A 26,226-nucleotide genomic window follows, 5' to 3' on the forward strand; every position below is an offset into this window, starting at 1 on the left:
TCTCATGGCGGTATCTCCGTTCCCAAGATACCGCATTGGCATGCAGGATTAATGCCAGAAAATAACGGGACAGCACACTAGCATCCACTGGCCTTGATTCACAAACCGAGCCTTCCCAACGGAGACAAACCCATGAAGAACCTGAAGCGTTTTGCCCTCGCCTGCGGCCTGGCCGCCACCGCCCTGACCTCGGCCATCGCCCAGGAGTGGCCCCGCCAGCCCGTGAAGCTGCTGGTGGGCTCGGCCCCCGGCGGCGGCACCGATGCCATGGCCCGTGCCGTGGCCGACCGCCTGGGCCCGCTGCTGAAACACAGTGTGGTGGTGGAAAACCGCCCCGGCGCCTCCAACACCCTGGCGGTGGACATCACCGCCAAATCCACCGACGGCCACACCCTGGTGATGGGCGTGTCCACCGCCCACGCCATCGCGCCCCACCTGCTCAAGCTCAGCTACGACAACAACAAGGACCTGGTGCCCGTGGCCTTTGTGGGCGCCGTGCCCAACGTGTTGGTGACCAACCTCTCACTGGGGGTCAACAACGTGACCGATCTGGTCAAGCTGGCCAAGGGCAAACCCGGCCAGTTGAACTACGCCACCAGCGGCGCCGGCAGCACCCAACACATCGCGGCCGAGCTGTTCAAGGATGCCACCGGCACCTTCATCACCCACATCCCGTACCGGGGCAGCAGCCCGGCCCTGATCGACCTGATCGCCGGCCAGGTGCAGATGAGTTTCGACACCATGCCCTCGGTCATGGGCCACATCAAGAACGGCAAGATCAAACCGCTGGCCGTGGCCGCCGCCAAACGCAACCCGCAACTGCCCGACGTGCCCACCATGGAGGAAGCCGGCGTGAAGGGCGTGGAGATGAGTGCCTGGTACGGCGTCTACGCACCCGCCAACACGCCCAAGGCGGTGATCGACAAGCTCAACGCCGACATCAACAAGGTGATCGCCATGCCCGAGACGCAGGCCCGCCTGAGCGCCATCGGCGCCGACCTGACCCCCATGTCGCAAGCGCAGTTCCAGGCCTTTCACAACGCCGAGAACCAGCGCTATGGCGAGCTGATCCGCAAGAAGAACATCAAACTCGACTGACCGACCATGCAAGCACCCCTTCCCGTTGTCGCCCTGACCCTGGGCGACCCCGCCGGCATTGGCGCCGAACTGATCGCGCGGCTGCTGGCGCGGCCTGAGGCCACACAAGACGCCAACGTCGTGTTGATCGGTGACCCCTGGCTGTGGGCCTGGGGTCAGCAGGTGGCCGGCGTGGCCGTGGCCACCGAGCCCATCGCCTCGCTGGCCGAGGCGCGTGGCCGCAGCCACACCACCCGCCCGGCCTTCGTGGCGGTGGACAGCATCGCGCAGGCCGATGTGGCCGTGTGCCAGGTGGGCGCGGCCGGCGGGCGCAGCGTGTTGAAAGTGCTCGACACCTGCATGGACGCCACCCTGGCCGGCGCGGTGGACGCCATCTGTTTCGCGCCGCTGAACAAGCAGGCCATGAAGCTGGGTGGCCTCAAGCACGAGGACGAACTGCACCACTTTGCCGAGCACCTGGGCGTGACCAGCTACTTCTGCGAGTTCAACACCCTGGGCAGCTTGTGGACCTCGCGTGTGTCGTCCCACATCCCGCTGAAAGACGCAGCGAGTTACCTCAGCGTGGAGCGCATCCAGTCGGCCACGCGGCTCATCCACGCCTCGTTGCGCGCCGCTGGCGTTACGCGGCCGCGTGTGGCGGTGGCCGCCTTCAACCCCCATGGCGGCGACGGTGGGGTGTGTGGCCGCGAAGAGATCGACATCATCGCGCCCGCCGTGGCCGGCCTCAACGCCGAAGGCCTCGACATCGCCGGCCCCTTTCCCGCAGACACCATCTTTCTGAAGGCGCGCGATGGTCTCTTTGATGCCATCGTGACCATGTACCACGACCAGGGCCAGATCGCCATCAAGCTCATGGGCTTCAGCAAAGGCGTCACGGTGCAGGGTGGCCTGCCCATCCCCATCACCACGCCCGCCCACGGCACCGCTTACGACATCGCAGGCCTTGGCCGCGCCAACGTGGACGCCACCTGGCAAGCCTTTCAGATCGCCATCCGCATGGGCCGTTCGCTGCAGCAGCGGCGTGCCGCCTGATCCCTTTTCCAGACACCCCGAGATCCAACATGAAAATCACCGCCGTCCGCGCCCGCGTCTACGAATGGAAAGGCAAGACCGTTCCGCCCCAGGGCAACTTCTGCTCCAACGCCATGGACCTGGTTTATTCCAAGACCGAGACCATGAGCACCTTCCGCTTCCATTCCTGGACGGTGGTGGAAATCGAGACCGACAGCGGCATCATCGGCCTGGGCAACGTGGCCCTGGCACCCAAGATCGCCAAGGCCATCATCGACGAGTACCTGACCCCGCTGGTGCTGGGCCAGGACCCATGGGACTACGAGTACCTGTGGCAGCGCATGTACCGCGCCACCCACGCCTGGGGCCGCAAGGGCGTGACCATGGCCGCCATCTCGGCGGTCGATCTGGCCATCTGGGACATCCTGGGCAAAAGTGTCAACAAGCCGGTGTTCAAGCTGCTGGGCGGACGCACCAAAGAGAAGATCCCCTGCTACTACAGCAAGCTCTACCGCACCGACCTCAAGGCCATGCAGGACGAGGCACAGCAGTTCAAAGACCAGGGCTTCAAGGCTTTCAAGATGCGCTTCGGCTACGGCCCTGCCCACGGCCAGCAAGGTGTGGTGGAGAACCTCAAATCCGTCGAAGCGGTGCGCGAGGTCATCGGCTACGAGAACGACCTGATGCTGGAGTGCTACATGGGCTGGAACCTGGAGTACGCCAAACGCATCCTGCCCAAACTCGCCAAGTTCGAGCCGCGTTGGCTGGAGGAGCCGGTGATTGCCGACGACATCGACGGCTACGCCGAACTCAATGCCATGGGCCACATGCCCATCAGCGGCGGCGAGCACGAATTCAGCCTCTACGGCTTCAAGCAACTGCTCGACAAAAAGGCGGTCAGCGTGGTGCAGTACGACACCAACCGCGTGGGTGGCATCACCGCCGCGCACAAGATCAACGCGCTGTGTGAGGCCTACAGCGTGCCGGTCATTCCGCACGCCGGTCAGATGCACAACTACCACCTGACCATGAGCACCCTGGCCTCGCCCATGGCGGAGTACTTTCCCATCTTCGACGTTGAGGTGGGCAACGAACTGTTCTGGTACATCTTCGACGGCGAGCCCATTGCCGAGAACGGCTTCCTCGATCTGAAGGACGACGTGCCGGGCCTGGGCCTGACGCTCAAGACCGAGTACCTGGACCAGTTCCACATCGTCGAGTGAGGCCCGCCATGCAACGACGCTATACCGGCGTGTTCCCGGTGGTGCCCACCACCTTCTTTGATGACGGATCACTCGATCTGGAAAGCCAGAAGCGCTGCCTCGATTTCATGATCGATGCCGGCGCCAACGGCCTGTGTTTGCTGGCCAACTTCTCCGAGCAGTTCTCGCTGTCCGACGAAGAGCGCGAAGTCATCACCCGCACCTGCCTGGAACACGTGGCCGGACGCGTGCCGGTCATCGTCACCACCACCCACTACGGTACGGCAGTGTGTGCCGCGCGCAGCAAGCGCGCGCAGGACATGGGCGCGGCCATGGTGATGGTGATGCCGCCCTACCACGGCGCCACCTTCCGTGTGCCCGAAGCGCAGATCTTCGAGTTCTATGCGCGTGTGTCCGACGCCATCACCATCCCGATCATGGTGCAGGACGCGCCCGCCAGCGGCACGGTGTTGTCAGCGCCCTTCCTGGCGCGCATGGCCAAAGAGATTGAGCAGCTGAGCTACTTCAAGATCGAAACCGCCGGTGCCGCCAGCAAGCTGCGCGAGCTGATCCGCCTGGGCGGCGATGCCATTGAAGGCCCCTGGGACGGCGAAGAAGCCATCACCCTGCTGCCCGATCTGGACGCTGGCGCGACAGGCGCCATGACCGGCGGTGCCTTCCCCGACGGCATCCGCACCATCATCGACCCCTACCTGGCCGGTGACCGCGAAGCCGCCGTGGCCGCCTATGCCAAGTGGCTGCCGCTGATCAACCAGGAGAACCGCCAGGGCGGCATCCTGAGTGCCAAGGCCTTGATGAAGGCCGGTGGTGTGATCGCCTGCGAGGCCGGACGCCACCCCTTCCCGCCCATGTCGCCCGAGGTGCGCGCAGGCCTGCTGGACGCAGCCCGCCGCCTCGACCCGCTGGTGCTGCGCTGGGGGCGTTGAACATGAGCCATGCCCACTACATTGCCGGCGAATGGCTTGTCGGCAGCGCCAGCGCGCCCAACCTCAACCCCTCCAACCTGGCCGACGTGGTGGGCGAGTACGCCCTGGGCGACGCCACGCATGTGGACGCGGCCGTGACCGCCGCACGCGCAGCCTTTCCCGCCTGGTCCACCAGCGGCGTGCAGCTCCGTGCCGACGCGCTGGACAAGATCGGCAGCGAAATCCTGGCCCGCGGCGAAGAACTGGGCCGCCTGCTGGCGCGCGAGGAAGGCAAGACCCTGCCCGAAGCCATGGGCGAGGCGACCCGCGCCGGCCAGATCTTCAAGTTCTTTGCCGGTGAATGCCTGCGCCTGGCTGGTGAAACCCTGCCTTCGGTGCGCCCCGGCATTGGGGTGGACATCACCCGCGAGCCGCTGGGCGTCATTGGCCTCATCACACCCTGGAACTTTCCCATCGCCATCCCAGCCTGGAAGATCGCACCCGCTTTGGCATACGGCAACTGTGTGGTCATCAAGCCCGCCGATCTGGTGCCCGGCTGCGCGTGGGCGTTGGCAGAAATCATCAGCCGCAGTGGCATACCGCCCGGCGTGTTCAACCTCGTCATGGGCCAGGGCCGCAGCGTGGGCGAGGCGCTGGTGAACCACCCGGGGGTGGACGGCATCAGCTTCACCGGCTCGCAGGGCGTGGGCCAGCGCATCGCCGCCACCTGCGTGGCACAGCACAAAAAGGTGCAGCTGGAGATGGGTGGCAAAAACCCCCAGGTGGTGCTGGACGACGCCGACCTCAAGCAGGCAGTGGAGCTGTGTGCGCAGAGCGCGTTTTTCTCCACCGGACAGCGCTGCACGGCGTCGAGCCGCCTGATCGTGACGCAGGGCATCTACCCTGCGTTCATCGAGGCGCTGCAAGCCCGTGTGGCCGCGCTCAAGGTGGACAACGCGCTGATGGCAGGCACCGACATCGGCCCCGTGGTGAGCGAAGCCCAGTTGGCACAAGACTTGAGCTATGTTGCCATCGCGCAAAGTGAAGGTGGCACCTTGCTGTGTGGCGGCCAGCGCCTCCAACGCGAGACCGAAGGTTTCTACATGGCGCCCGCCCTCATCACCGACACCACGCCCGGCATGCGCATCAACCGCGAGGAGGTGTTTGGCCCGGTGGCCAGCGTGATCCGTGTGAAGGACTACGAAGAAGCGCTGGCGGTGGCCAACGACACGCCGTCTGGCCTCTCGGCCGGCATCGCCACCTCCAGCCTCAAACACGCCAGCCACTTCAAGCGCCACGCCCAGGTGGGCATGGTGATGGTGAACCTGCCCACGGCCGGCGTGGACTACCACGTGCCTTTTGGCGGCCGCAAGGGCAGCAGCTACGGCGCGCGTGAGCAGGGGCGCTACGCGGCGGAGTTTTTCACCACGGTGAAAACGGCGTACACGCTGGCGTGATGGGCATCAAGGCGGAGTTCAAGGCGAGATCCCCAGCGCCTTGAGCCGCTGGTGCAAACCCTGTGCCATCTCCCGGTAACCGGCGGCGTTGGGGTGAACGGGATCGGTGCGCAGGGCGGCGTCGCCCAGCACGCGGGAGAACACCTCGGGCACCAGCGCCACCTGTTCCTCTTCGGCCAGCTCGGCGTACAAAGGCGCATCGCTGGGGCGCCCTGCCACCGCAGCCATCAGCGACAGCGCCGGCACCGCCACCAGCACCACCTGGGCGCCGCTGACCTTGGCGGCCTGGATCAGGCCACGCACATCGGCCTTCACATCGGCGGCAGTGCGCCGCCGCAGGAAGTCGTTGCCACCGATTTCGATGATGACCAGCGCAGGCCGGTGCTGCGCCAGCAAGGCCGGCAAACGCGCCTGCGCCGCCTGCGCGGTGTCGCCCGGCACACCGGCGTTGATCACCTGCCAACCGGTGGCGGTGGCCAGCAGCGTGGGCCAGTCTTCGCCCGCAGACGCGCCGGTGCCATGGGTCACGCTGTCGCCAAAGGCGAGCACGGTCTGGCCGGTGGGTACGGCGTTGTGTCTGGCCGGTTCGCCGCAGCCCACAAGCACGGCCGGCAACAAACTCACAAATAAAAAAATGCGTCGCAGCATGAGCGCCATTGTCGCGCTCATAAAAATGTTTCTGCCTCCACTGCATCCAAATCCGCATCCGGCGTGTAGAGCCTGGTAGCAGCACCTTCGCTGCTTCATTTCCAACCTGATGGAGCTCAACACCATGCACACCAACCGTATTGCTGTTCTGGCCGCTTCCGCGTCTGCCCTGGCCTTGTTGACCGCCTGCGGCACCATGACCGCACCCTATGCCACCTTCTCCCAGTCCCACCTGCCCGACGCGGTCAAGGTGCCGGCCGGTCACAAGGTGGCCATGGAGACCGTGGGTGCGGGCGACATCACCTACGAATGCCGCGCCAAGAAGGACATGGCTGGCCAGTTCGAATGGGTGTTCGTTGGCCCGGACGCCAAGTTGATGGACCGCAGCGGCAAGACCGTGGGCAAGTACTACGGCCCGCCGGCCACGTGGGAGTCCAACGATGGCTCCAAGTTGACCGCAATCCAGCTGGCCGTGGCGCCCACCGGCAACGGCAACATCCCGCTGCAACTGGTCAAGGCCAACCCGGCCACAGGCGCGGGCGCCATGCAGGGCGTCACGCACATCCAGCGCGTGGCCACCCAAGGCGGTGTCGCGCCGGCCAGCACCTGCGGCCAAGCCAACCTGGGGGCCAAACAGATCGTGAAATACCAAGCCGACTACATCTTCTGGAAAATGGGCTGACCGGCTTGGGGCGGGCGCAGGCGGTGCTATCCTGCGCAGCGCCATGACCGCACCGCCCTCTGAGTTCGACTACGAAGCTGCTCTTGCTGCCTGCGCGGAAGGCGACGGCGCAGCGCTGCAACGCCTGTACCAGCAGGAAAGTCCGCGCCTGCTGGGCGTGGTGCAGCGCATCGTGCGCAACATGGCCCTGGCTGAAGACATCGTGCACGACGCCTTCGTCAACATATGGCGCCGCGCCCACAGCTTCGATGCCTCGCGGGGCGAGGCGCGGGGCTGGATCTACAGCATCGCCCGCCACTTGGCCCTGAACGCCGTGCGCGACGGCCAACGCGAGCTGACGGTGGACGAGGACACCGGGGAGGCGCTCGACATGGCGCAGTCACTCGCCGCCTGGCGCGACACGCAGGACAGCTTCGCGTGGCAAGACAGTGCCGCGCGCATCGCCCCCTGCCTGGAGCAACTGGAGCCGGTGCGCCGCAACTGCATACTTCACGCCTACGTGGACGGCCTCTCGCACAGCGAGATCGCCCAACGCACGGGCGCTCCCCTGGGCACGGTGAAGGCCTGGATCAAACGCAGCCTGGCTGCCTTGCGTGACTGCATCGGATGAAGCCACTCGACACACTATCGGCCGACGAACGCGATGCCCTCGCGGGCGAGTACGTGCTAGGGACACTGCCTGCACCGCTGCGCACTGCGGTGCAGGCAAAGCTGGCCACCGATGTGGACTTGGCGCTGGCCGTGGCTGCCTGGGAGCGCCGCCTGCAACCCCTGGCCGCGCTTGCCGAACCCGTGGTGCCACCGGCCCGCCTGTGGCAACGCATCGAAACCAGCCTCGATCTCGCCCCACGCCCACCTTGGTGGCGCCTGGGCTGGAACAGCCTGGCCCTGTGGCGGGGCCTGGCCGTGAGCGGCATGGCCGCCGCCGCGTTGATGGCCGCCGTGCTCGTCAACCAGCCACCTGCCGATGCCCCCCGCTTTCTGGTGGTGCTGGTGGCGCCGCAAGACAAAGCGCCAGGCTGGGTGGTGCAGGCCAGCGACACACGCAGCGTGAGTCTCATCCCCTTGGCCGCCATGGAGGTGCCAGCCGACAGGGCGCTGGAGTTCTGGACCAAGGCCGACGACTGGAATGCACCGGTGTCGCTCGGCTTGGTCAAGCCGGGCCAGCGCATCCAGGTGCCGCTGGACAAGCTGCCCGCGCTGCAACCCAACCAGCTGTTCGAGCTGACACTGGAGCCCGCCACCGGCTCGCCCACGGGTCGGCCCACGGGGCCCATTCAGTTCATCGGACGGGCCGTGCCCGTCACCTGAGCGGAGCGGACAGAGACGGTCGTGCGACGCATTGCCCACCTCGACATGGATGCCTTTTACGCGTCGGTGGAGCTGCTGCGCTACCCGCAGCTCAAGGGCCTGCCGGTGGTCATTGGCGGCGGCCGACGGCAAGAAGACGATGCGCTGGCGGCCGCGTACGGCAACGCGTTGGATCGCATCCCGGTGGACGCTTTCCCGCGCCTGAAAGGCTATGTGGGCCGGGGCGTGATCACCACCGCCACCTACGCGGCGCGCGCCTTCGGCGTGGGCTCGGCCATGGGCCTGATGAAAGCCGCCAAGCTGTGCCCCGACGCCTTGCTGTTGCCGGTGGACTTCGCCGAATACCGACGTTTTTCACGCCGCTTCAAAGAAGTCATCACCGAGATCGCTCCGTTGATGGAAGACCGGGGTGTAGACGAGGTCTACATCGACTTCACCGACGTGCCCGGCGGCCAACGCGAGGGCGGGCGCGTGCTGGCGCGGCTGATTCAGAAAAGCATCTTTGAGGCGACCGGTCTGACCTGCTCCATCGGCGTGGCGCCCAACAAACTGCTGGCAAAAATGGCCAGCGAGTTCAACAAGCCCCAGGGCATCTCCATCGTGTTTGAGGCCGATCTGCAGGCCAAGATATGGCCCCTGCCCTGCCGCAAGATCAATGGCATCGGCCCCAAGGCCGACGAAAAACTCCAAGGTCACGGCATCGTCACCATCGGCGACCTGGCCGCACGCGAGCGGCCCTGGCTGATCGAACATTTCGGCAAGGCTTACGGCGCCTGGCTCTTCGATGCTGCGCATGGCCGCGATGAACGCCCGGTGGTGACCGAAAGCGAACCCGTTTCCATGAGCCGCGAAACCACGTTTGACCGCGACCTGCACGCCGTGCGCGACAAGGCCGAGCTGGGTGCCGTGTTCACCCGCTTGTGCGAACAGGTGGCCGCCGACCTGCAGCGCAAAGGCTACGTGGGCAAAACGGTGGGCGTGAAGCTGCGCTTTGACGACTTCAAGATCGTGACGCGCGACCACAGCCTGCCCGCCCCCACCGCCGACGCCACCACCCTGCGTCGCGCGGCTGGCCTGGCGCTGAAACGTGCGCCGCTGCAGCGCCGCCTGCGTTTGCTGGGCGTGCGTGTGGGCGGCTTGAGCCGGGTCGATGCACCGCCCGAGTCGGTGCCGGCGCCCGAACCTGCCACCCTGCCCCTGTTTGGCGACGACTGACACTTGTCCGCTGCCAGCCCGACCGAGACAATCGGGCGACACCATGAACATTGGCAACGCCACCGCCACGCCCTACCCCGGCAACACGGTCGGGCAAGCACAGGCACGTGCGGCCCAGGCAGGCACCCAACAACTGACCGAGGCCGAACTCAAACGTGTGGCCGAACTCAAGGCCACCGACGCCAAGGTTCGCGCCCACGAAATGGCGCACATGGCGGCCGGTCAGGGCGTGGTCACCAGCGGGCCCAGCTACACCTATGCCTACGGGCCCGACGGCCGTGCCTATGCGGTGGGCGGCGAGGTCGGGGTGGACACCTCAGCCGAGCAGAGCCCGCAAGCCAACATCGACAAGGGCCGGCGCATACAGGCGGCGGCCTTGGCGCCCGCCGAACCCAGTGGGCAGGACTTGCGCGTGGCCGCCGCCGGCCGAGCGCTGCAAGCCGAAGGTGTGCGCGAACTGGCACGTCTGCAGCGGGACGCTGTCACGTCCGAGACGCCGCGGCTGTCGGTCTGGGCCTGATCATTTTTGCAGGCTGCCCGCCGCCGTGGTGGGCCCGTTTCATTTCACCACCTCCACCATGAACCTCCCCCCCCTGAGCTGCTTCACGCTGACCGAAACCGAGCACGTTGCCCACCTGGTGCTCAACCGCCCCGAGGCCATGAACACCATGCACCCCACCTTCTGGCGCGAGCTGGGCGAGGTGCTGACCGCGCTGCACCGCGCGGGCACGGCGCGCGCGCTGGTCATCAGCAGCACCGGCAAACATTTCAGCGCTGGCATGTCGCTGGAGACCTTTGCCGGCGCTATTCAAATGGACGACCAAAGCCCCGAAGGGCGCGCGGCCATCTTTGATCTGCTGACCGACATGCAAGCCACCTTCACCCAGTTGGAGAACCTGCGCGTGCCCATCATCGTGGCGCTTCAAGGCGGCTGCATCGGTGGTGCGGTGGACATGGTCACCGCCTGCTGTGTGCGCTACGCTACGGCCGATGCCTTCTTCTGCATCCAGGAAATCAACATCGGCATGGTGGCCGACGTGGGCACGCTGCAGCGCCTGCCCAAGCTGCTGCCCATGGCCCTGGTGAAAGAACTGGCCTACACCGGGCGGCGCCTGGGCGCACCGCAGGCGCGCGAGCTGGGCCTGGTCAACGCCGTGTTCGACAGCCACGAGGCCACCGTTGCCGCGGCCCTGCAGTGCGCGCGTGAGATTGCCGCCAAGCCGCCCGTGGCCATCTGGGGCACCAAACAGGCGCTGCACTACGCACGCGACCACTCGGTGGAGGACAGCCTGCGCCAGATGGGCTGGCTGCAAGGCGCCATCTGGAGCAACGCCCACGTGCGCGAGTCCATCACCGCCATGAAGGAAAAACGCGGGGGCGACTTCACGCCGCTGACACCGTTGAAACGATTCGCCGACCTGGGCTGACAATCGCGCCCATGAAAATTTTCCACAACCCCCTTCACGCCCAACACGCCGGCCGCCAAGAGATGTACCGTGGCCGTCTGGTGCCTTGCCACGAGGTGCCCGACCGCCTGGACCATGTGCTGAACGAGCTGCAGCGACGCCCCATGGGCGACTTGCTGACCCCCAACGCGGCACCGGAGCGCAGCCGTCTTGAGCGTGTGCACAGCGCGCGCTACCTCGACTTTCTGGCCAGTGCCTGGGACCAATGGGTGGCCGTGGACCCGGCCAACGCCGCGCTCGACGCCCTGCCTTCGGTGTGGCCGGTGCGGGGCTTTCGCGCCGATGTGGAGCCCGAGAATTTTGCCGCCCGCATGGGCCTGTACTCCTTCGATGCGGGCACGCCGCTGATGGCCGGCACCTGGGCCGCCGCGCAAATGGGAGCGGCCTGCGCGCTGGCGGCGGCTGACGCGGTGCTGGTCGGCGAACGCCGCGCCTTTGCGCTGACACGGCCACCGGGTCACCACGCCGGTCCCGACTTTTTTGGTGGCTACTGTTTTCTCAACAACGCCGCCTTGGCCGCCCAGGCCTTGCGCGACGGCGGCATCGAACGTGTGGCCGTGCTCGACGTGGACTACCACCACGGCAACGGCACACAAAGCATTTTTTACGAGCGTGCGGATGTGCTCACGGTTTCTATCCATGGCGACCCACGCACCGAATACCCCTTCTTCCTGGGTCACGCCGATGAGCTCGGCGCGGGCGATGGCGCCGGCTTCAACCTCAACCTGCCCCTGCCCCGTGGCACCGACTGGCCCACCTGGCGAGCGGCTTTGCACACGGCACTCGATGCGGTGCGCGGCTTCGGTGCCCAGGCTTTGGTGCTGGCTGCGGGCTTGGACACCTTCGAGGGCGATCCGATTTCGGGCTTTCACCTGCGCAGCGCCGACTACCTGCAAGTGGGCGCGGACATCGCGGCACTCGACCTGCCCACGGTGATCACGTTCGAGGGCGGTTACGCAGTGGCCGAGGTGGGTGTGAACGCGGTGAACCTGTTGCAAGACCTCGACGCCACTTGAGCACGGCAGCTGGGCTTGAGGTGCAGGGCTTGGGGGCTGTTGGACAACCGCCGGATGAATGACAATCAAGGTCAAATTTAACGACCCGGCCGACATGAGAACCAACCTGCCCGTCACGCAACAGGAATACGCCTACCCGGCGCACACCATGCTGGTGTCGTCCACCGACACCAAGGGCTACATCACCCACTGCAACCGTGCGTTTGTGGAGGTGAGCGGCTACACACACGAAGAGCTGATCGGCGAAAACCACAACCTGATCCGCCACCCCGACATGCCACCCGAGGCCTTCAAGGACCTGTGGCAAACCGTTGGCCGGGGCCGGCCCTGGACCGGCATCGTGAAGAACCGGCGCAAGAACGGCGACCACTACTGGGTGGAGGCCAACGTCACGCCCATCATGGAAAACGGCAAGCCGGTGGGCTACCTGTCGGTGCGCAAAGTGCCCACCCGCGAACAGGTGCGGGCCGCCGAGGCGCTTTACGCCCAGATTGCTGCAGAACGCGAGAGCGGTCGCCACACGTTCACGGTGAAGGGCGGGCACGTGCACCCACTGGGCTGGCGCGGCGCGCTGCGCAGCCTGAGCCACATCGGCTCCACCGCCCGCCTGGGCGCCGGCCTGCTGGGCCTGGTGCTGCTGTCGTTTTTGCCCGAACTGCTGGACCAAAGCGGCGCCATGGCCCTGGTGCTGCGGCTGGTGGCCATGGGCGCGGGTGTGGCTGGGCTGCTGTTCTGGTTCCACCGCCACTACGTGAGCGCGCTGGCCGAGGCCGACCGTTTTGCGGCCGACATCGCCAGCTGCAACCTGACCACATCGGTGCACGGCCAGTACCCCGACCCCATGGGCGCGCTGATCCGTAAACTGCTGCAGGTGCAGATCAACCTGCGGGCCGTGATTGGCGACGTGCGCAGCGAGATCGACGGCTTCAGCCAGTCGGCACGTGAGATTGCGGCCGGTGCCATGGACTTGTCGGCCCGCACCGAGGCGCAGGCCAGCAGCCTGGAAGAAACCGCCGCCTCCATGGAGGAACTGTCGAGCACAGTGAAACAAACGGCAGACACCGCCGACCAGGTGGCCCACCAGACACAGCGCAGCACCGATGTGGCGGGCAGCGGGCAGCAGGCCATCACGGCCGTGCGTGGTTCGATGCACGGGATCGAACAGTCCTCGCGCAAGGTGACCGAGATCATCCAGGTCATTGAGAGCATCGCCTTCCAGACCAACATCCTGGCGCTGAATGCGGCAGTGGAAGCCGCGCGCGCGGGCGAACAAGGCCGGGGCTTCGCGGTGGTGGCGGGCGAGGTGCGCGCGCTGGCGCAGCGCAGCGCAACGGCGGCCAAGGAAATCCGAGAACTGATCGGTCAGTCGGCCGAGCAGGTGACCCACGGCGTGCGCCAGATGGACGCGGCCGGTGGCACCATCGACCAGGTGGTGGCCGAGGTGCGCAAGGTGAGCGAACTGGTCAGCCAGATCAGCCACGCCACCAAAGAACAGTCCATCGGCATCTCGCAGGTGAACGAAGCCATCACCCAGCTCGACACGGTGACCCAGCAAAACGCAGCGCTGGTGGAGGAGTCGGCCGCTTCGGCCGACGTGCTCAGCGGCGGCACCGAGAGCCTGACACGTTCGGTGCAAATCTTCCGGATTTGAGTGGCTACTGCCGTGCCGTGCGCACGTTGCCCGGCAACGGCTGCGGGTGGCTGGTGCGTATGGGGTTGATGTCCAGCCCGCCCCGGCGGGTGTAGCGGGCGTACACGGTGAGCTTGGTGGGTTGGCAGCGCGTCCAGATGTCCATGTAGATGCGCTCCACACACTGCTCGTGGAATTCGTTGTGGTTGCGAAAACTCACCAGATACTGCAGCAGGCCTTCCTGGTCGATCTGGTGGCCGCTGTAGGCGATGCGCACACTCCCCCAGTCGGGCTGGCCCGTCACCAGGCAATTGCTTTTGAGCAGGTTGGAGGTGAGCACCTCGTTGACCGGCGCCTGGGTGGTGTCGGCCCGCAGCAAGTCGGGCGCGGGCGTGTAGCGTGAACATTCAATGTCGAGCCGATCCAGACTCAGACCATCGAGTTCATGCACGGCCTCGCGGTCAAACTGCTCGGGCGACAGCAGCTTCACGCCCACACTGCCCGGGGTGGCGCTGCCGCGCCACACGGCTTCGCTAATGTCGGCCCGCAAGCGGGCCAGCACCTCGGCGGCATCGGCAAAACGGCTGTTGTTGAAGCTGTTGAGGTAGAGCTTGAAGGACTTGCTCTCAACGATGTTGGGCGTCTCGCACGGGATGGTGACGTGCGCGAGCGCCACCTGGGGTTTGCCACGCAGGTTCAACCAACTCAGCTCGAAGGCGGTCCAGAGGTCGGCACCCAGAAAGGGGATGGCGCCGGGCAGGCCGATCTCGGTGCGTTTGGTCAGGCGCGGCAGCGGGAACAACAGCGACGCGTCGTACTGGTCGATGTAGGCGCTGGCCTTGCCCAGGGGAGAGTGTTCGGGCTGGGCGGAGGTGTCGCTCATTTGAATTCCTGTTCGCGCAGCCACTTGGTGGCCACCCATTTTTCGCCCGCAATCACCGGCGCGCCGCCATGCAGGGACTTGGTGGAAGGATGGGGTCGGTCGTAGGCAAAAAACACGGCGTTGCCACGCTTGGGGGCCACTTCCAGACCCACGTCGGGGAAGGTGGTGCCACCGCCTCGCTCGGGGTCGTTGAGGTACATCACCAGCGTGCCCACCCGCTGCCCGCCGCGCTGGAGGATTTTGGCCGTGCCCGGCTCGGCGGGGTTGAAATAGTCGTAGTGCGGCTTGTACTCGGCACCAGGCCGGTAATGCAGCACCTGCAGACCTTCGCCGTTTTCCAGCGGCCAGTTCAGCAGCTTGGCAATGCGGGCTTCGATGCGCTCCACCACCGGTGTTTCGCCGCGGCGGAAAAACATGCCGTCGCTGGTGCGTGCTTCGTTGAGCGCCTCGCCGCCGGTTTGGGTTTCGACGGTGAGCGATCGCTTGAGGCGTGGTTCGGCGTCGGCAATCAGCGCGTCACATTCTTCGTCGGACAACAAATTGCCAAAAACCACGACCCGGGGCGACTGCATGTTGATGACGATGTCCACCAGGCGGTCACCCGCGTCCACCTGCCGAGGGTGGCCGGTCATCTGTGGCTCGGGCAAGCGTTTGGGTTCTGCCGGGGCCTCGGGCGCGGTCGTGCGGGGCAATGCGGCAAGGTGTTCGCCCAGGGTCGCCTCCATCGCGGCAACGGCCACATCTTCACGCCACCCGGCCTGGGTCATGGCGCTGAGCACGGCCTCGGGTTTGCAGCCGGCACGGGCCTGTTCAACAATCCATTGCTGCAGTTCGGGGGTGGCCACTTGGCTCATGGTGGACTCCAAAAAAACGGTCTCAGGTGCGGGCGCTCAGCGTCCCTGGTCGCGGCGAAACACGAGGCGGTCGGGCTCCGACAGCTCGGCAATATACCGGTATCCCTCGGCGTCAAACCGTTTGAGCTGATCCACTGACACGGCGCGCTGCAACACCGCGTGGCGCACCATCAGGCCACGCGCGCGTTTGGCCATGAAGCTGATGACCTTGTACTGGTCGCCCTTGCGCTCTTCGAACACACAGGTGACCACACGCGGCTTGAGGGCCTTGCGGTCCACCACCTTGAAATACTCCTCGCTGGCGAGGTTGATGACCACGGGCGTGGCATCGGCGCTGGCGCGCTGGTTGAGGTAGTCGGCCACCTGAGTGCCCCAAAACTGGTAGAGGTTTTTGCCCTTGGGCGTGGCCAGGCGCGTGCCCATTTCCAGCCGGTAAGGCTGCATCAGGTCCAGCGGGCGCAGGACACCGTACAGGCCGCTCAGGATGCACAGGTGTTGCTGCGCCCAGCCCAGGTCGGCTTCGTTCAGGGTCTTGGCGTCCAGCCCGCCGTACACGTCGCCGTCAAAAGCCAGCACGGCCTGCTTGGCGTTTTGGGTGCTGAACTTGGGGCGCCAGGCCTGGTAGCGCGCCACGTTCAGGCCCGAGAGCTGGTCGCTCAGGTCCATCAGCTCGGCAATTTGCTGCGGCGACTTGTCGCGCAGCACGGCGATCAGCTCGCTGGCCTGGGGCACAAACAGCGGCTGGGTGTGGGTGGCGGTGGTCGGCGGCGTCTCGTAATCGAGCGCCTTGGCGGGGGAAATCAAAAACAGCATGGGGTGGTGCAAAAAAAAGGCTTCCCTCGGGGAAGCCCTGGATTATCCCGAAGACGCAGGCCTATTTCAGATCGCCCGCCAGGCTGGCCAGCGTCTCAGCGGGAATTTGCACGTGGGCGGGGTAATGGGTGTGGTCGCAGCCCAGCTTGACGGCGGCACCTGCCTTGATCGCCGCGCACATGGCGGGCGTGAACTCGAAGCGCACGAAGTGCACGGCTGATGTTTTTTCCTCGTTCTCGCGGTCCAGGTCTTCGTCGGCAATGGCGTAAACACGCGCCGCGCCTTCCACCTCCACAAACAGCCGGTCCTCAACGCCGATGAGTTTGGCCAACTCGCGTCGGCGTTCGTGGATGTCGGGGTACTCCAGCAGCACGGTCGCCTTCCAGTTGCTGCCGTCGGGCACCAACGGCGCATAGGCATCGATCTCGTCCTGAATGCCCTCTTCCTCGAAGATTTTTTCGATGCGCAGCATCTCCTGGATCTGGTAGCGGATGGTGGTCTCGCTCTCGAACTGCAGGTGCAGGTGCTCGCCCAGCACCACGCTGCGCAGCTTGCGGTGAGCCATGACATCGGGCTTGTGGACCTTGCGCCACTTGGTGTAGGCCTCCAGGGTCATGAGGCTTTCGGGGGTGATGTTGCCGGTCAGTTGCATGGTGGTCTCACTTCAACGCGTAGGCCTTGCGCACCAGGGTGAGCGGGTGGTTCAGCTCGGGGGTACCCAGGCCGTTGACTTCAAAACCTTGGGCAATGTGGTGCCCACCGAGCGGGCAGTCGGAGCTGATGAAGTCAGGCTTGCTGCCATCCTTCATGGTGGCCATGGCCTTGAACACCGGCTTGCCAATTTTCATGGCCTGCTGGTGGTAAGCCTTCTTGACGCCAAAGGTGCCGGCGTGGCCCGAACAGCGTTCGATGGTGTTGAGCTCGGTGCCCGGTATCCACTTGAGCACCTCTTCGGTCTTGCGGCCGATGTTTTGCACCCGGCCGTGGCAGGGAATCTGGTAGCTGATCTTGCCCAACGGCTGCGGAAACTCCGTCTTGAGCAAGCCATCGCGCTTGCGTGCGCTGAGGTATTCGAAGGGGTCCCACATCGCTTCTTTCACGCGCTGCACGTCGGCATCGTCGGGGAACATCAGCGGGATTTCCTGCTTGAACATCAGGGTGCAGCTGGGCACGGCGCTCAGGATGGCAAAACCGTCCTTGGCGTACTTGGCCAGCACCGGGATATTGGCGTTTTTGCTCTTCTCCACCGACGCCAGGTCGCCCAGTTCCAGCTTGGGCATACCGCAGCATTTTTCCTTTTCCACCAGCACGTAGGGGATGTGGTTGTGGTCGAGGATCTTGAGCAGGTCGTGGCCGATGCCCGGCTCGTTGTAGTTGACGTAGCAGGTGGCGAAGATGGCCACCTTGCCCGGCGTTTTTTCACCGTCCTTGACGTCGGTACTGCGTGCCTCGGGCGCGCTGGAGCGGAACTTGCGCGTGGCCAGTTCAGGCAACCAGGCATTCTTGTCGACGCCCAGCAGGTTCTCCATCACGCCACGGGCGGCTTGGGTCTTGTTCACCGCGTTGGCCACCTGCACCACGATGGGAATGCCGGCGAACGAGCCGTGCACGTCGGTGGAGGCCAGGAATTTTTCGGAGGCCTTGACCTCGCCCTTCTTGAACTTGATGGCCTTGGCCCGGAGCATGGTGTGCGGGAAGTCCAGGTTCCACTCATGCGGCGGTGTGTACGGGCACTTGGTCATGTAGCACAGGTCGCACATGTAGCACTGGTCCACCACCTTCCAGTAGTCGGCCTTGGCCACACCGTCCACCTCCAGGGTGCTGCTCTCGTCCACCAGATCGAACAGCGTCGGGAAGGCCCCACACAGGCTCACGCAGCGGCGGCAACCATGGCAGATGTCGAAGATGCGCTCCAGTTCAGTGAAACACTTTTCTTCGTCGTAGAAGTCCGGATTTTTCCAGTCGAGTGCGTGCCGGGTGGGGGCTTCCAGGTTGCCTTCTCGGGCCATCAGATCACCTTTTGTCTCGTTGTTCTTGCAAACGCTCGCGGAGCGCTTGCAGCAACAGCGGGCGCCCCGGTGCGCTCAAGGCACGACGGGGCTGCAACATCAATCCACCAGTTCGTTCAAGGCCTTCTGGTAGCGGTTGGCGTGCGAACGTTCGGCCTTGGCCAGGGTCTCGAACCAGTCGGCAATTTCGTCAAAACCTTCCTCGCGGGCGGTCTTGGCCATGCCGGGGTACATGTCGGTGTACTCGTGGGTTTCACCGGCCACGGCGGAGGCCAGGTTTTGGCGGGTGTTACCGATGGGCAAACCGGTGGCCGGGTCGCCCGACTGCTCTAGGAATTCGAGGTGACCGTGGGCGTGACCCGTCTCACCCTCGGCGGTGGAGCGGAACAGGGCTGCGACGTCGTTCTGGCCTTCCACGTCGGCCTTGTTCGCGAAATAGAGGTAGCGGCGGTTGGCCTGGGATTCACCCGCAAACGCATCCTTAAGGCACTGTTCCGTTTTGGAACCCCTGAGTGCAGCCATGTTCATCTCCTGTGTTGGGTTGATACGCCGCAGGACCACGCCCTGTGGACCACACAACCATAGCGGCTCGCATCGACAGGGTCTAATTGTTCGATCCAATCCAGCGAATTGAATTTGGCTATCCGCTCCATGGCAATTGATAATGATTTCCATGCACACCCCATCACCCGCTTCAGGCCAGGTCGGCATCACAGGCGGCAGCTACCGGCTGCCCGAGTACCCCTTTGTGCCACCGCCTGAGCTGACGGCCCGTGGCATGGTTCGCCACCCCATCGTCATCGTGGGCGGTGGCCTCAGTGGCCTCACGCTGGCGGCCTGCCTGGCGCAACTGGGCCAGCCTGCCGTGCTGCTGGACGAAGACAACACGGTGGGCGTCAAGGGCGCGGCCTCACGTGGCATCTGCTACACGCAGAAATCGCTGGAGATCTTTCAACGCCTCGGTGTGTTCGAACGCATCGCGGCCAAAGGCGTGCAGTGGAGCGTGGGCCGCACCTTTGCCGGGCACGACGAGGTCTACCACTTCGATTTGCGCCAGCAACAGAACTTCAACCTCTCGCAGCAGCCGCCCTTCATCAACCTGCAGCAGTTTTACGTGGAAGCCTTCCTCGTCGATCGCATCGTCGAGCTGGGTCAGGTGGACCTGCGCTGGCGCAACCGCGTGGTGGGCTTTGAACAAAACGCCGACTTCGCCACGCTGACAGTGTCCACACCGGCAGGCGACTACCGGACCGAGGCCGAGCACGTGATCGACGCCACGGGCGCGCACAGCCCCTTGCGCGAGTGGTTACAAGTGCCTTTCACCGGCGCGCGCGGCGACGACCGCTGGTGCATTGCCGACGTGCGCTTTGCCACGCCCGCGCCGGCCGAACGCCACACCTGGATAGAGGCCCCCTTCAACGACCACCGCGCCGTGTGGCAACACCCCATGGCCGACGGCGTGTGGCGCATCGACTACCAGATGCCCCCCGACAGCGACCCGGCCGAGATCAGCCGCGAGGAGGTGGTGCGCGAGCGCCTGGCCCGCCACTTTGGGCCCGACGTGCCGCTGGACATCGTTTGGGTGGGCCCCTACGCCTACCGCAACGAATGTGTGAATCACCTGCGCGCCGGTCGGGTGTTTTTCATGGGCGACGCCGCCAAGGTGGTCAGCCCCTTCGGCGCGCGCGGTGGCAACAGCGGCATTGCCGACGCCGACAACCTGGCCTGGAAACTGGCCGCCGTGCTGCGCGGGCAGGCAACCCCCAAGCTGCTGGACAGCTACCACGCCGAACGCCACCAGGCCGCCACCGAAAACGTGCGCGTGACACGGCGCACCAACCGCTTTCTGCGCCCCGGCAGCGCCACCGAGCGCTTGTTCCGCCACGCCGCCATCACGCTGGCGCGGCAGCAACCGTTTGCCCGGGCACTGGTCAACACCGGCCGCATGGCCGTGGCCAACACCTACCGCCGCTCCCCGGTGTGCGCCAAAAACACGCCACACGCCGGGACTTCGGTGCCCAACGCCGGTTTGCTCTGGGCCGACCACACGCCGGGCACCCTCAACGACTTGCTGCGCTGGGCCAACGGCCGCCTGCTGTTGCTGGTGTTTGGCCAGCTCTCACCCGCCGCCTGCGAACGCCTGGCCTTGCTGTCGTGTTGTGCGCCGCTGTGCAGCGTGCAGGTGCTGGACGCCGAGGCCACGCCCCAGGTGCGGGAGCACGTGCGCGATGCCCACCCGCAGGGCGCGGGCCACCTGCAGGCCGCCTGCCACGTGTTCGGCCACGCCTGGGCCCTGGTGCGCCCCGACGCCTACCTGGCCGCCACCGGCGAATCGGTGGACGCCGGCCTGGTGCACGCCATCGAAAACGCGCTGTCCGTACCCACCTTTTTGTGAGCCAAACCATGACCACCGGTTTCCAGACCACCGCCCGCTTCCAGGACGCCGACGGCTTTTACGAGCAGTTGCTCGACGCCCACCTGGGCCTCACGCGCGAACAATCCGAACTGCTCAACGCCCGCCTCGTCCTCACCCTGGCCAACCAGATTGGCGACGCGCAGGTGCTGGCCCAGTGCCTGGCGCTGGCCCGCGACCTGCCGGGTGAATGGCCGGACGAACCACCCACGCCCGCCCGGTAAAATCAACACCTTCTGCCACCCATGAACAACGGCAACCTTCGGGCTGCCGTTTTTGCTTCGCCCATGACCACCGACACCACCCCGCAGCAGCCCGGCCTGAACAGCCTGTCTAAGTCGTTTGAACCCGCCGCCCTGGAAGCGCACTGGGGCCCCGAATGGGAGAAGCGCGGCTATGGCGTGGCAGGGGTGCGCGGCACGGGCCAGCCCAATGCCGAGGCACCCTCCTTCTGCATCCAGCTGCCCCCACCCAACGTGACCGGCACGCTGCACATGGGCCACGCCTTCAACCAGACCATCATGGACAGCCTGACCCGCTACCACCGCATGATGGGCTTCAACACAACCTGGGTGCCGGGCACCGACCACGCCGGCATCGCCACCCAGATCGTGGTGGAGCGCCAGTTGCAGGAACAAGGCGTGAGCCGCCACGACCTGGGGCGCGAGGCCTTCACCGCCAAGGTGTGGGAATGGAAGGAAAAAAGCGGCAACACCATCACCACCCAGATGCGCCGCATGGGCGACAGCGTGGACTGGAGCCGCGAGTACTTCACCATGGACGACAAGCTGTCCGCCGTGGTGACCGACACCTTCGTCAAGCTCTACCAGCAAGGCCTGATCTACCGTGGCAAGCGCCTGGTCAACTGGGACCCGGTGCTGATGTCGGCGGTGTCCGACCTGGAAGTGGAAAGCGAAGAGGAAGACGGCTTCCTGTGGCACATCGCCTACCCGCTGGTGAACGGCTCGGGCCACCTCACGGTGGCCACCACCCGGCCTGAGACCCTGCTGGGCGACGTGGCCGTGATGGTGCACCCGGAAGACGAACGCTATGCCCACCTCATCGGCCAGTACGTCAAACTGCCGCTGTGCGACCGCGAGATCCCGGTGATTGCCGACGCCTACGTGGACCGTGCCTTCGGGACCGGCGTGGTCAAGGTCACGCCGGCTCACGACGCCAACGACTACGCGGTTGGCCAGCGCCACCAGTTGCCCATCATCGGCGTGCTGGCGCTCAACGCCACCATCAATGACAACGCGCCCGAAAAGTACCGGGGCCTGGACCGCTTTGTGGCCCGCAAGGCCGTGGTGGCTGATCTGGAGGCAGCCGGCCTGCTGGTGGAGACCAAGAAGCACAAGCTCATGGTGCCGCGCTGCGCCCGCACGGGCCAGGTGATCGAGCCCATGCTGACCGACCAGTGGTTCGTCGCCATGCAGTCCACAGGCAACGAGCACAACACCAGTGGCACCTCCATTGCACACAAGGCCATAGCCGCCGTGGCCTCGGGCCAGGTGAAGTTTGTGCCCGAGAACTGGGTCAACACCTACAACCAGTGGATGAACAACATCCAGGACTGGTGCATCAGCCGCCAGCTGTGGTGGGGCCACCAGATCCCGGCCTGGTACGACGAGCAGGGCCAGGTGTACGTGGCGCGCAACCTGGAAGAAGCCCAAGCCCAGGCGGGTGCAGGCAAGACGCTCACGCGCGACCCGGACGTGCTCGACACCTGGTACTCCAGCGCCCTGGTGCCCTTCAGCACCATGGGCTGGCCCAACCAGACCGACGCCGCCACCGACGACTACAACCTCTACCTGCCCAGCACCACCCTGGTCACGGGCTACGACATCATCTTCTTCTGGGTCGCCCGGATGATCATGATGACCACCCACTTCACGGGCCGGGTGCCGTTCAAGCACGTCTACATCCATGGCCTGGTGCGCGACGCGCAGGGCAAGAAGATGAGCAAGTCCGAAGGCAACGTGCTCGACCCCGTGGACCTGATCGACGGCATCGCGCTCGAACCCCTGCTGGACAAGCGCACCACCGGCCTGCGCAAGCCCGAGACCGCGCCCACCGTGCGCAAGAACACGCAGAAAGAATTCCCCGAAGGCATCCCGGCCTACGGCGCCGACGCGCTGCGCTTCACCTTCGCGGCGCTGGCCTCGCTGGGCCGCAGCATCAACTTCGACAGCAAACGCTGCGAGGGCTACCGCAACTTCTGCAACAAGCTCTGGAACGCCACGCGCTTCACGCTGATGAACTGCGAAGGCTTCGATTGCGGCCTGCGCGAGCACACCAAGGCGGAGTGCGCACCGCCCATCACCGACGGTGATGGGCGCCTCGTGAGTCCTGCCGGCCCAGCCCACGGCTACCTCAACTTCAGCCAGGCCGACCGCTGGATCGTCTCGCTGCTGCAAAAGGTGGAAGCCGAGGTGGCCCAGGGCTTTGCCGGCTACCGCCTCGACAACGTGGCGAACACGATTTACGACTTTGTCTGGAACGAGTTCTGCGACTGGTACCTTGAAATCGCGAAGGTGCAGATTCAGACGGGTGACGACGCGCAGCAACGCGCCACCCGCCGCACGCTGATCCGCACACTGGAAGCCATCCTGCGCCTGGCCCACCCCATCATCCCTTTCATCACCGAAGAGCTGTGGCAAAAGGTGGCCCCCGTGGCGGGCCGCGCGGGTGCGTCGGTCAGCGTGGCCGCCTACCCCGTGAGCCAGCCCGAGCGCATCGACGAAGCGTCCATCGCCTTTGTGGCCAAGCTCAAGGGCCTGGTGGACGCCTGCCGCAACCTGCGCGGCGAGATGGGCGTGTCACCGGCGCAGCGCCTGCCGCTGTACGTGCTGGGCGACACCACCTTCATGGAGGGTGCGGCCCCGGTGCTCAAGGCCCTGGCCAAGCTCAGCGAAGTGAAGGTGTTTGCCGACGAGGCCGCCTGGAGCGCCGCCGCGCAAGCCGCGCCGGTGTCCGTGGTGGGTGATGCGCGCCTGTGCCTGTTCGTGGAGGTGGACGTGGCCGCCGAAAAAGCCCGCCTGAGCAAAGAAGCCGCCCGCCTGGAAGGCGAAATCGCCAAGGCCAAAGGCAAGCTCTCCAACGAGGCGTTTGTGGCCAAAGCGCCACCAGCTGTGATCGAGCAAGAGAACAAACGCGTGGCCGAATTCAGCGCCACGCTGGAGAAGCTGCGCACGCAGCTGGCGCGTCTGGGCTGAAGCCCTTTTGGCCTGGAAGCGGTGTTCGCCGCCGCTCCCAGCGCCTCACGGCGCCGAGGGTCAGCGGCGCTTCAGCACCGAGATGAAGTCGGTACCCACCGTGTCCTGGGCCACCAGTTCGTTGCCGGTTTGTTTGGCAAACGCCTGGAAATCACGCACCGACCCAACGTCGGTGGCAATCACCTTGAGCGTCTGACCACTGGTCATGTCGGCCAGGGCCTTCTTGGCCTTGAGGATGGGCAGCGGGCAATTCAGCCCGCGGGCGTCGAGTTCTTTGTCAGCGATCATGGCGTGGGGGTTCCTGTTGCGCGCCGATTTTACGTCGCTGTGTTTGCCGGCGGCTGACGCGGGATATCCACAAACTCTGGCTCGATGCCACGGCCGCGCAACCAGTCGGCCAGCGCCAGCCCCGTGCCGGCTCGCCAGCACTTGATGTCTTCGGGCGCAAACAGCTTGTACTCGGCCAACTCGGGCGAAAGTTTCACCTCGCCGTGGCAACGCGCGTGGTAGGTGATGATGACCTGGTTCATGCGCAGGAACTCGTGCACACCCACCAGCGACAGGTCGTCGGCCACCAGGTTGGTCTCCTCGGCGATTTCGCGCGCGATACCTTCCTCAGGGCTTTCGCCGGCCTCCATGAAGCCGGTGATGAGCGCAAACATGCGGTGCGTCCAGGCCGCATTGCGCGCCAGCAGCACCTTGCCGTCCACCTCCACAATGGCCGCCAGCACCGGCGTGGGGTTGTTCCAGTGCGTCCAGTTGCACGCCGGGCAGCGCAGGCGCGACTTCAGGCCGCCATCCTCGTGTTCCACGCGCTCGGCCAGCGCCGTGGCGCACTGCGGGCAGTAGCGAAAATGTGCGCCGCTCATGCCGGGAACACCCCGGTGGACAGGTAGCGGTCGCCGCGGTCGCACACCACAAAAGCGATGGTCGCGTTCTCCACCTGTTGCGCGATCTGCAGCGCCACCCAGCACGCACCCGCCGCCGAAATGCCAGCGAAGATGCCCTCCTCGCGCGCCAGGCGCCGGCACATGTCCTCGGCATCGGTCTGGCTCACGTAGACCAGCTCGTCCACCGCGCTGGGGTCGTAAATTTTGGGCAGGTATTCCTGTGGCCACTTGCGTATGCCCGGAATGCGCGAGCCCTCGCTGGGCTGGGCGCCAATCACACGCACCGCCGGGTTTTGAGACTTGAGAAAACGCGACACACCCGTGATGGTGCCCGTGGTGCCCATGGCGCTCACAAAATGGGTGATGCGTCCGCCGGTCTGCCGCCACAGCTCGGGGCCAGTGGTCTCGAAGTGGATGCGCGGGTTGTCGGCGTTGGCAAACTGGTCCAGCACACGGCCCTTGCCGTCCTTCACCATCTTGTCGGCCAGATCGCGCGCGTACTCCATGCCACCGCTTTTGGGCGTTAGGATGAGTTCGGCGCCAAAGGCCTTCATGGTCTGGGCGCGCTCGATGGACAAGTCCTCCGGCATGATGAGCACCATGCGGTAGCCCTTGATGGCCGCCGCCATGGCCAGCGCGATGCCGGTGTTGCCCGAGGTGGCCTCGATCAAGGTGTCGCCCGGCTTGATCTCGCCACGCTCCTCCGCGCGGCGGATCATGGACAAAGCGGGCCTGTCCTTCACCGAACCCGCCGGGTTGTTGCCTTCGAGCTTGCCGAGGATGACATTGCCACGCGTGCGGCACACATCGGCGCCAATGCGCTGCAAAGCCACCAGCGGTGTGTTGCCAACGGCATCTTCAATGGTGGGGTAAACGGGCGCTGAGGCTGCGGTCATGGTTGAAATGCGGTGAATGTGCCCCTGCGGGCGAAAAGCTCGTCCGACACTGTGCCATAATTTCGTTTTCCAGATACCCGCCCGGGTGGTGAAATTGGTAGACGCGCCGGATTCAAAATCCGGTTCCGAAAGGAGTGTCGGTTCGAGTCCGACCCTGGGCACCAGCAGTCAAATCAACAACTTACGTTGATTCTCAAGCCAGCCGCAGTGCTGGCTTTTTGGTTTCTGGCGTCCGTGTGGCCACGATGTAAGGTGGACTCAGGTGACGTGGGCGGCACTCACACCGCAACGTTGCCATGGCGCGCAATACGGGCCAGCACATCCGCCATCGACTCGCGTGCCAGTTCGGTGTCGTAGTGGTCTTGCAGGTTCAGCCAGCTTTGGGCATCGGTGCCAAAGTACGCGGCCAAGCGCAAAGCCGTATCGACCGTGATGCCGCGCAACCCCTTGACGATTTCATTGATGCGGCGGGGTGGTACGTCAATGGCTTTGGCCAAGGCGTACTGGCTCAGGCCCAAGGGCTGGAGCCAATCCTCCTGCAGGATGACACCAGGGTGAATGAGTGGTACTTCGCGCTTCATGGTATGCCCT

Annotated in this window: 27 protein-coding genes and 1 tRNA gene; 17 read left to right on the forward strand and 11 right to left on the reverse strand. The window is 65.4% G+C overall.

From position 1 onward, the window contains the following. Window positions 1–132 precede the first annotated feature (132 nt). From ACFQU0_RS17250 to ACFQU0_RS17270, 5 genes are read left to right on the forward strand one after another with little or no spacing between them, the layout of a single operon-like run. On the forward strand, window positions 133–1,098 hold the full coding sequence (locus tag ACFQU0_RS17250) for a Bug family tripartite tricarboxylate transporter substrate binding protein (RefSeq protein ID WP_382202954.1): 966 nt from the start codon (window positions 133–135) through the stop codon (window positions 1,096–1,098). Window positions 1,099–1,104: 6 nt separating this feature from the next. Then, window positions 1,105–2,130 carry a 4-hydroxythreonine-4-phosphate dehydrogenase PdxA gene (locus ACFQU0_RS17255; protein ID WP_382202956.1) on the forward strand — a complete coding sequence of 342 codons (1,026 nt, stop codon included), beginning with the start codon at window positions 1,105–1,107 and terminating at the stop codon, window positions 2,128–2,130. Between the two features lie 29 nt (window positions 2,131–2,159). Next, the gene (locus ACFQU0_RS17260) at window positions 2,160–3,332 is read left to right on the forward strand and encodes an L-rhamnonate dehydratase (protein ID WP_382202958.1); all 1,173 of its coding nucleotides are present in this window, start codon (window positions 2,160–2,162) and stop codon (window positions 3,330–3,332) included. Between the two features lie 8 nt (window positions 3,333–3,340). Next, complete coding sequence (locus ACFQU0_RS17265; protein ID WP_382202959.1) at window positions 3,341–4,258, forward strand: dihydrodipicolinate synthase family protein; 918 nt, start codon at window positions 3,341–3,343, stop codon at window positions 4,256–4,258. Window positions 4,259–4,260: 2 nt separating this feature from the next. Then, the gene (locus ACFQU0_RS17270) at window positions 4,261–5,694 is read left to right on the forward strand and encodes an aldehyde dehydrogenase family protein (RefSeq protein WP_382202961.1); all 1,434 of its coding nucleotides are present in this window, start codon (window positions 4,261–4,263) and stop codon (window positions 5,692–5,694) included. An 18-nt stretch (window positions 5,695–5,712) separates the two neighbouring features. On the opposite strand, the gene ACFQU0_RS17275 is transcribed toward ACFQU0_RS17270, so the two are convergent. Then, a complete protein-coding gene (locus ACFQU0_RS17275) occupies window positions 5,713–6,363 on the reverse strand; it encodes a GDSL-type esterase/lipase family protein (protein ID WP_382202963.1) in 651 nt (216 codons plus the stop codon). Window positions 6,364–6,466: 103 nt separating this feature from the next. On the opposite strand from ACFQU0_RS17275, the gene ACFQU0_RS17280 reads away from it, so the two are divergent. The 8 genes from ACFQU0_RS17280 (at window position 6,467) to ACFQU0_RS17315 (ending at window position 13,683) form a co-directional block, all read left to right on the forward strand. Then, the gene (locus tag ACFQU0_RS17280; RefSeq protein ID WP_382202965.1) at window positions 6,467–7,024 is read left to right on the forward strand and encodes a DUF3455 domain-containing protein; all 558 of its coding nucleotides are present in this window, start codon (window positions 6,467–6,469) and stop codon (window positions 7,022–7,024) included. A gap of 43 nt (window positions 7,025–7,067) precedes the next feature. Beyond that, the gene (locus ACFQU0_RS17285) at window positions 7,068–7,634 is read left to right on the forward strand and encodes a sigma-70 family RNA polymerase sigma factor (protein WP_382202967.1); all 567 of its coding nucleotides are present in this window, start codon (window positions 7,068–7,070) and stop codon (window positions 7,632–7,634) included. Beyond that, window positions 7,631–8,335, forward strand: coding sequence for an anti-sigma factor (locus ACFQU0_RS17290; protein WP_382202969.1), 705 nt, complete (start codon window positions 7,631–7,633; stop codon window positions 8,333–8,335). The genes ACFQU0_RS17285 and ACFQU0_RS17290 overlap by 4 nt, the downstream gene beginning before the upstream one ends. Window positions 8,336–8,380: 45 nt before the next feature. Beyond that, window positions 8,381–9,550 carry a DNA polymerase IV gene (gene dinB, locus ACFQU0_RS17295; protein ID WP_382203041.1) on the forward strand — a complete coding sequence of 390 codons (1,170 nt, stop codon included), beginning with the start codon at window positions 8,381–8,383 and terminating at the stop codon, window positions 9,548–9,550. 43 nt (window positions 9,551–9,593) lie between these two features. Then, a complete protein-coding gene (locus ACFQU0_RS17300; RefSeq protein WP_382202971.1) occupies window positions 9,594–10,070 on the forward strand; it encodes a putative metalloprotease CJM1_0395 family protein in 477 nt (158 codons plus the stop codon). A 58-nt stretch (window positions 10,071–10,128) separates the two neighbouring features. Then, on the forward strand, window positions 10,129–10,977 hold the full coding sequence (locus ACFQU0_RS17305; protein WP_382202973.1) for an enoyl-CoA hydratase-related protein: 849 nt from the start codon (window positions 10,129–10,131) through the stop codon (window positions 10,975–10,977). 11 nt (window positions 10,978–10,988) lie between these two features. Then, window positions 10,989–12,032, forward strand: coding sequence for a histone deacetylase family protein (locus ACFQU0_RS17310; RefSeq protein WP_382202975.1), 1,044 nt, complete (start codon window positions 10,989–10,991; stop codon window positions 12,030–12,032). A 94-nt stretch (window positions 12,033–12,126) separates the two neighbouring features. Next, window positions 12,127–13,683, forward strand: a complete 1,557-nt coding sequence (locus tag ACFQU0_RS17315; RefSeq protein ID WP_382202976.1) for a methyl-accepting chemotaxis protein — start codon at window positions 12,127–12,129, stop codon at window positions 13,681–13,683. Window positions 13,684–13,687: 4 nt separating this feature from the next. Here the strand turns inward: ACFQU0_RS17315 and queF are convergent, their stop codons facing one another. The 6 genes from queF to ACFQU0_RS17345 all read right to left on the reverse strand — a co-directional run bounded on the left by queF (window position 13,688) and on the right by ACFQU0_RS17345 (window position 18,743). Beyond that, complete coding sequence (gene queF, locus ACFQU0_RS17320; protein ID WP_382202977.1) at window positions 13,688–14,545, reverse strand: NADPH-dependent 7-cyano-7-deazaguanine reductase QueF; 858 nt, start codon at window positions 14,543–14,545, stop codon at window positions 13,688–13,690. Continuing rightward, a complete protein-coding gene (locus ACFQU0_RS17325; protein ID WP_382202978.1) occupies window positions 14,542–15,399 on the reverse strand; it encodes a 2OG-Fe(II) oxygenase in 858 nt (285 codons plus the stop codon). The genes queF and ACFQU0_RS17325 overlap by 4 nt, the downstream gene beginning before the upstream one ends. 36 nt (window positions 15,400–15,435) lie before the next feature. Beyond that, the gene (gene yaaA / locus ACFQU0_RS17330) at window positions 15,436–16,212 is read right to left on the reverse strand and encodes a peroxide stress protein YaaA (RefSeq protein ID WP_382202979.1); all 777 of its coding nucleotides are present in this window, start codon (window positions 16,210–16,212) and stop codon (window positions 15,436–15,438) included. 61 nt (window positions 16,213–16,273) lie between these two features. Beyond that, complete coding sequence (locus tag ACFQU0_RS17335) at window positions 16,274–16,864, reverse strand: DUF3501 family protein (protein WP_382202980.1); 591 nt, start codon at window positions 16,862–16,864, stop codon at window positions 16,274–16,276. Window positions 16,865–16,871: 7 nt separating this feature from the next. Next, window positions 16,872–18,221, reverse strand: a complete 1,350-nt coding sequence (locus ACFQU0_RS17340) for a (Fe-S)-binding protein (RefSeq protein ID WP_382202981.1) — start codon at window positions 18,219–18,221, stop codon at window positions 16,872–16,874. A 99-nt stretch (window positions 18,222–18,320) separates the two neighbouring features. Next, the gene (locus ACFQU0_RS17345) at window positions 18,321–18,743 is read right to left on the reverse strand and encodes a rubrerythrin family protein (protein ID WP_382202982.1); all 423 of its coding nucleotides are present in this window, start codon (window positions 18,741–18,743) and stop codon (window positions 18,321–18,323) included. A 151-nt stretch (window positions 18,744–18,894) separates the two neighbouring features. Here ACFQU0_RS17345 and ACFQU0_RS17350 point away from each other — a divergent pair, with 151 nt between their 5' ends. The 3 genes from ACFQU0_RS17350 (at window position 18,895) to ACFQU0_RS17360 (ending at window position 23,849) form a co-directional block, all read left to right on the forward strand. After that, complete coding sequence (locus tag ACFQU0_RS17350; protein WP_382202983.1) at window positions 18,895–20,616, forward strand: FAD-dependent monooxygenase; 1,722 nt, start codon at window positions 18,895–18,897, stop codon at window positions 20,614–20,616. An 8-nt stretch (window positions 20,617–20,624) separates the two neighbouring features. After that, complete coding sequence (locus ACFQU0_RS17355) at window positions 20,625–20,858, forward strand: DUF2783 domain-containing protein (RefSeq protein ID WP_382202984.1); 234 nt, start codon at window positions 20,625–20,627, stop codon at window positions 20,856–20,858. A gap of 63 nt (window positions 20,859–20,921) precedes the next feature. Beyond that, window positions 20,922–23,849: a valine--tRNA ligase gene (locus ACFQU0_RS17360; protein ID WP_382203042.1), complete on the forward strand. Its 2,928-nt coding sequence runs from the start codon at window positions 20,922–20,924 to the stop codon at window positions 23,847–23,849. Between the two features lie 60 nt (window positions 23,850–23,909). Here ACFQU0_RS17360 and ACFQU0_RS17365 read toward each other — a convergent pair whose 3' ends face one another. From ACFQU0_RS17365 to cysM, 3 genes are read right to left on the reverse strand one after another with little or no spacing between them, the layout of a single operon-like run. Then, entirely contained in the window at window positions 23,910–24,137 is a 228-nt protein-coding gene (locus tag ACFQU0_RS17365; RefSeq protein ID WP_382202985.1) for a sulfurtransferase TusA family protein, read from the reverse strand. A 29-nt stretch (window positions 24,138–24,166) separates the two neighbouring features. Beyond that, window positions 24,167–24,718: an NUDIX domain-containing protein gene (locus ACFQU0_RS17370; RefSeq protein ID WP_382202986.1), complete on the reverse strand. Its 552-nt coding sequence runs from the start codon at window positions 24,716–24,718 to the stop codon at window positions 24,167–24,169. Then, window positions 24,715–25,635, reverse strand: coding sequence for a cysteine synthase CysM (gene cysM, locus ACFQU0_RS17375; RefSeq protein ID WP_382202987.1), 921 nt, complete (start codon window positions 25,633–25,635; stop codon window positions 24,715–24,717). The genes ACFQU0_RS17370 and cysM overlap by 4 nt, the downstream gene beginning before the upstream one ends. Window positions 25,636–25,714: 79 nt before the next feature. Here cysM and ACFQU0_RS17380 point away from each other — a divergent pair. Further along, window positions 25,715–25,799: transfer RNA gene (locus ACFQU0_RS17380), tRNA-Leu, on the forward strand. A gap of 114 nt (window positions 25,800–25,913) precedes the next feature. Here the strand turns inward: ACFQU0_RS17380 and ACFQU0_RS17385 are convergent. Continuing rightward, the gene (locus ACFQU0_RS17385; protein ID WP_382202988.1) at window positions 25,914–26,216 is read right to left on the reverse strand and encodes a HigA family addiction module antitoxin; all 303 of its coding nucleotides are present in this window, start codon (window positions 26,214–26,216) and stop codon (window positions 25,914–25,916) included. Window positions 26,217–26,226: the final 10 nt, after the last annotated feature.

Source organism: Hydrogenophaga defluvii (genome assembly GCF_042665235.1).
In the GTDB taxonomy this organism is placed as follows: Bacteria; Pseudomonadota; Gammaproteobacteria; order Burkholderiales; family Burkholderiaceae_C; genus Hydrogenophaga; species Hydrogenophaga defluvii_A.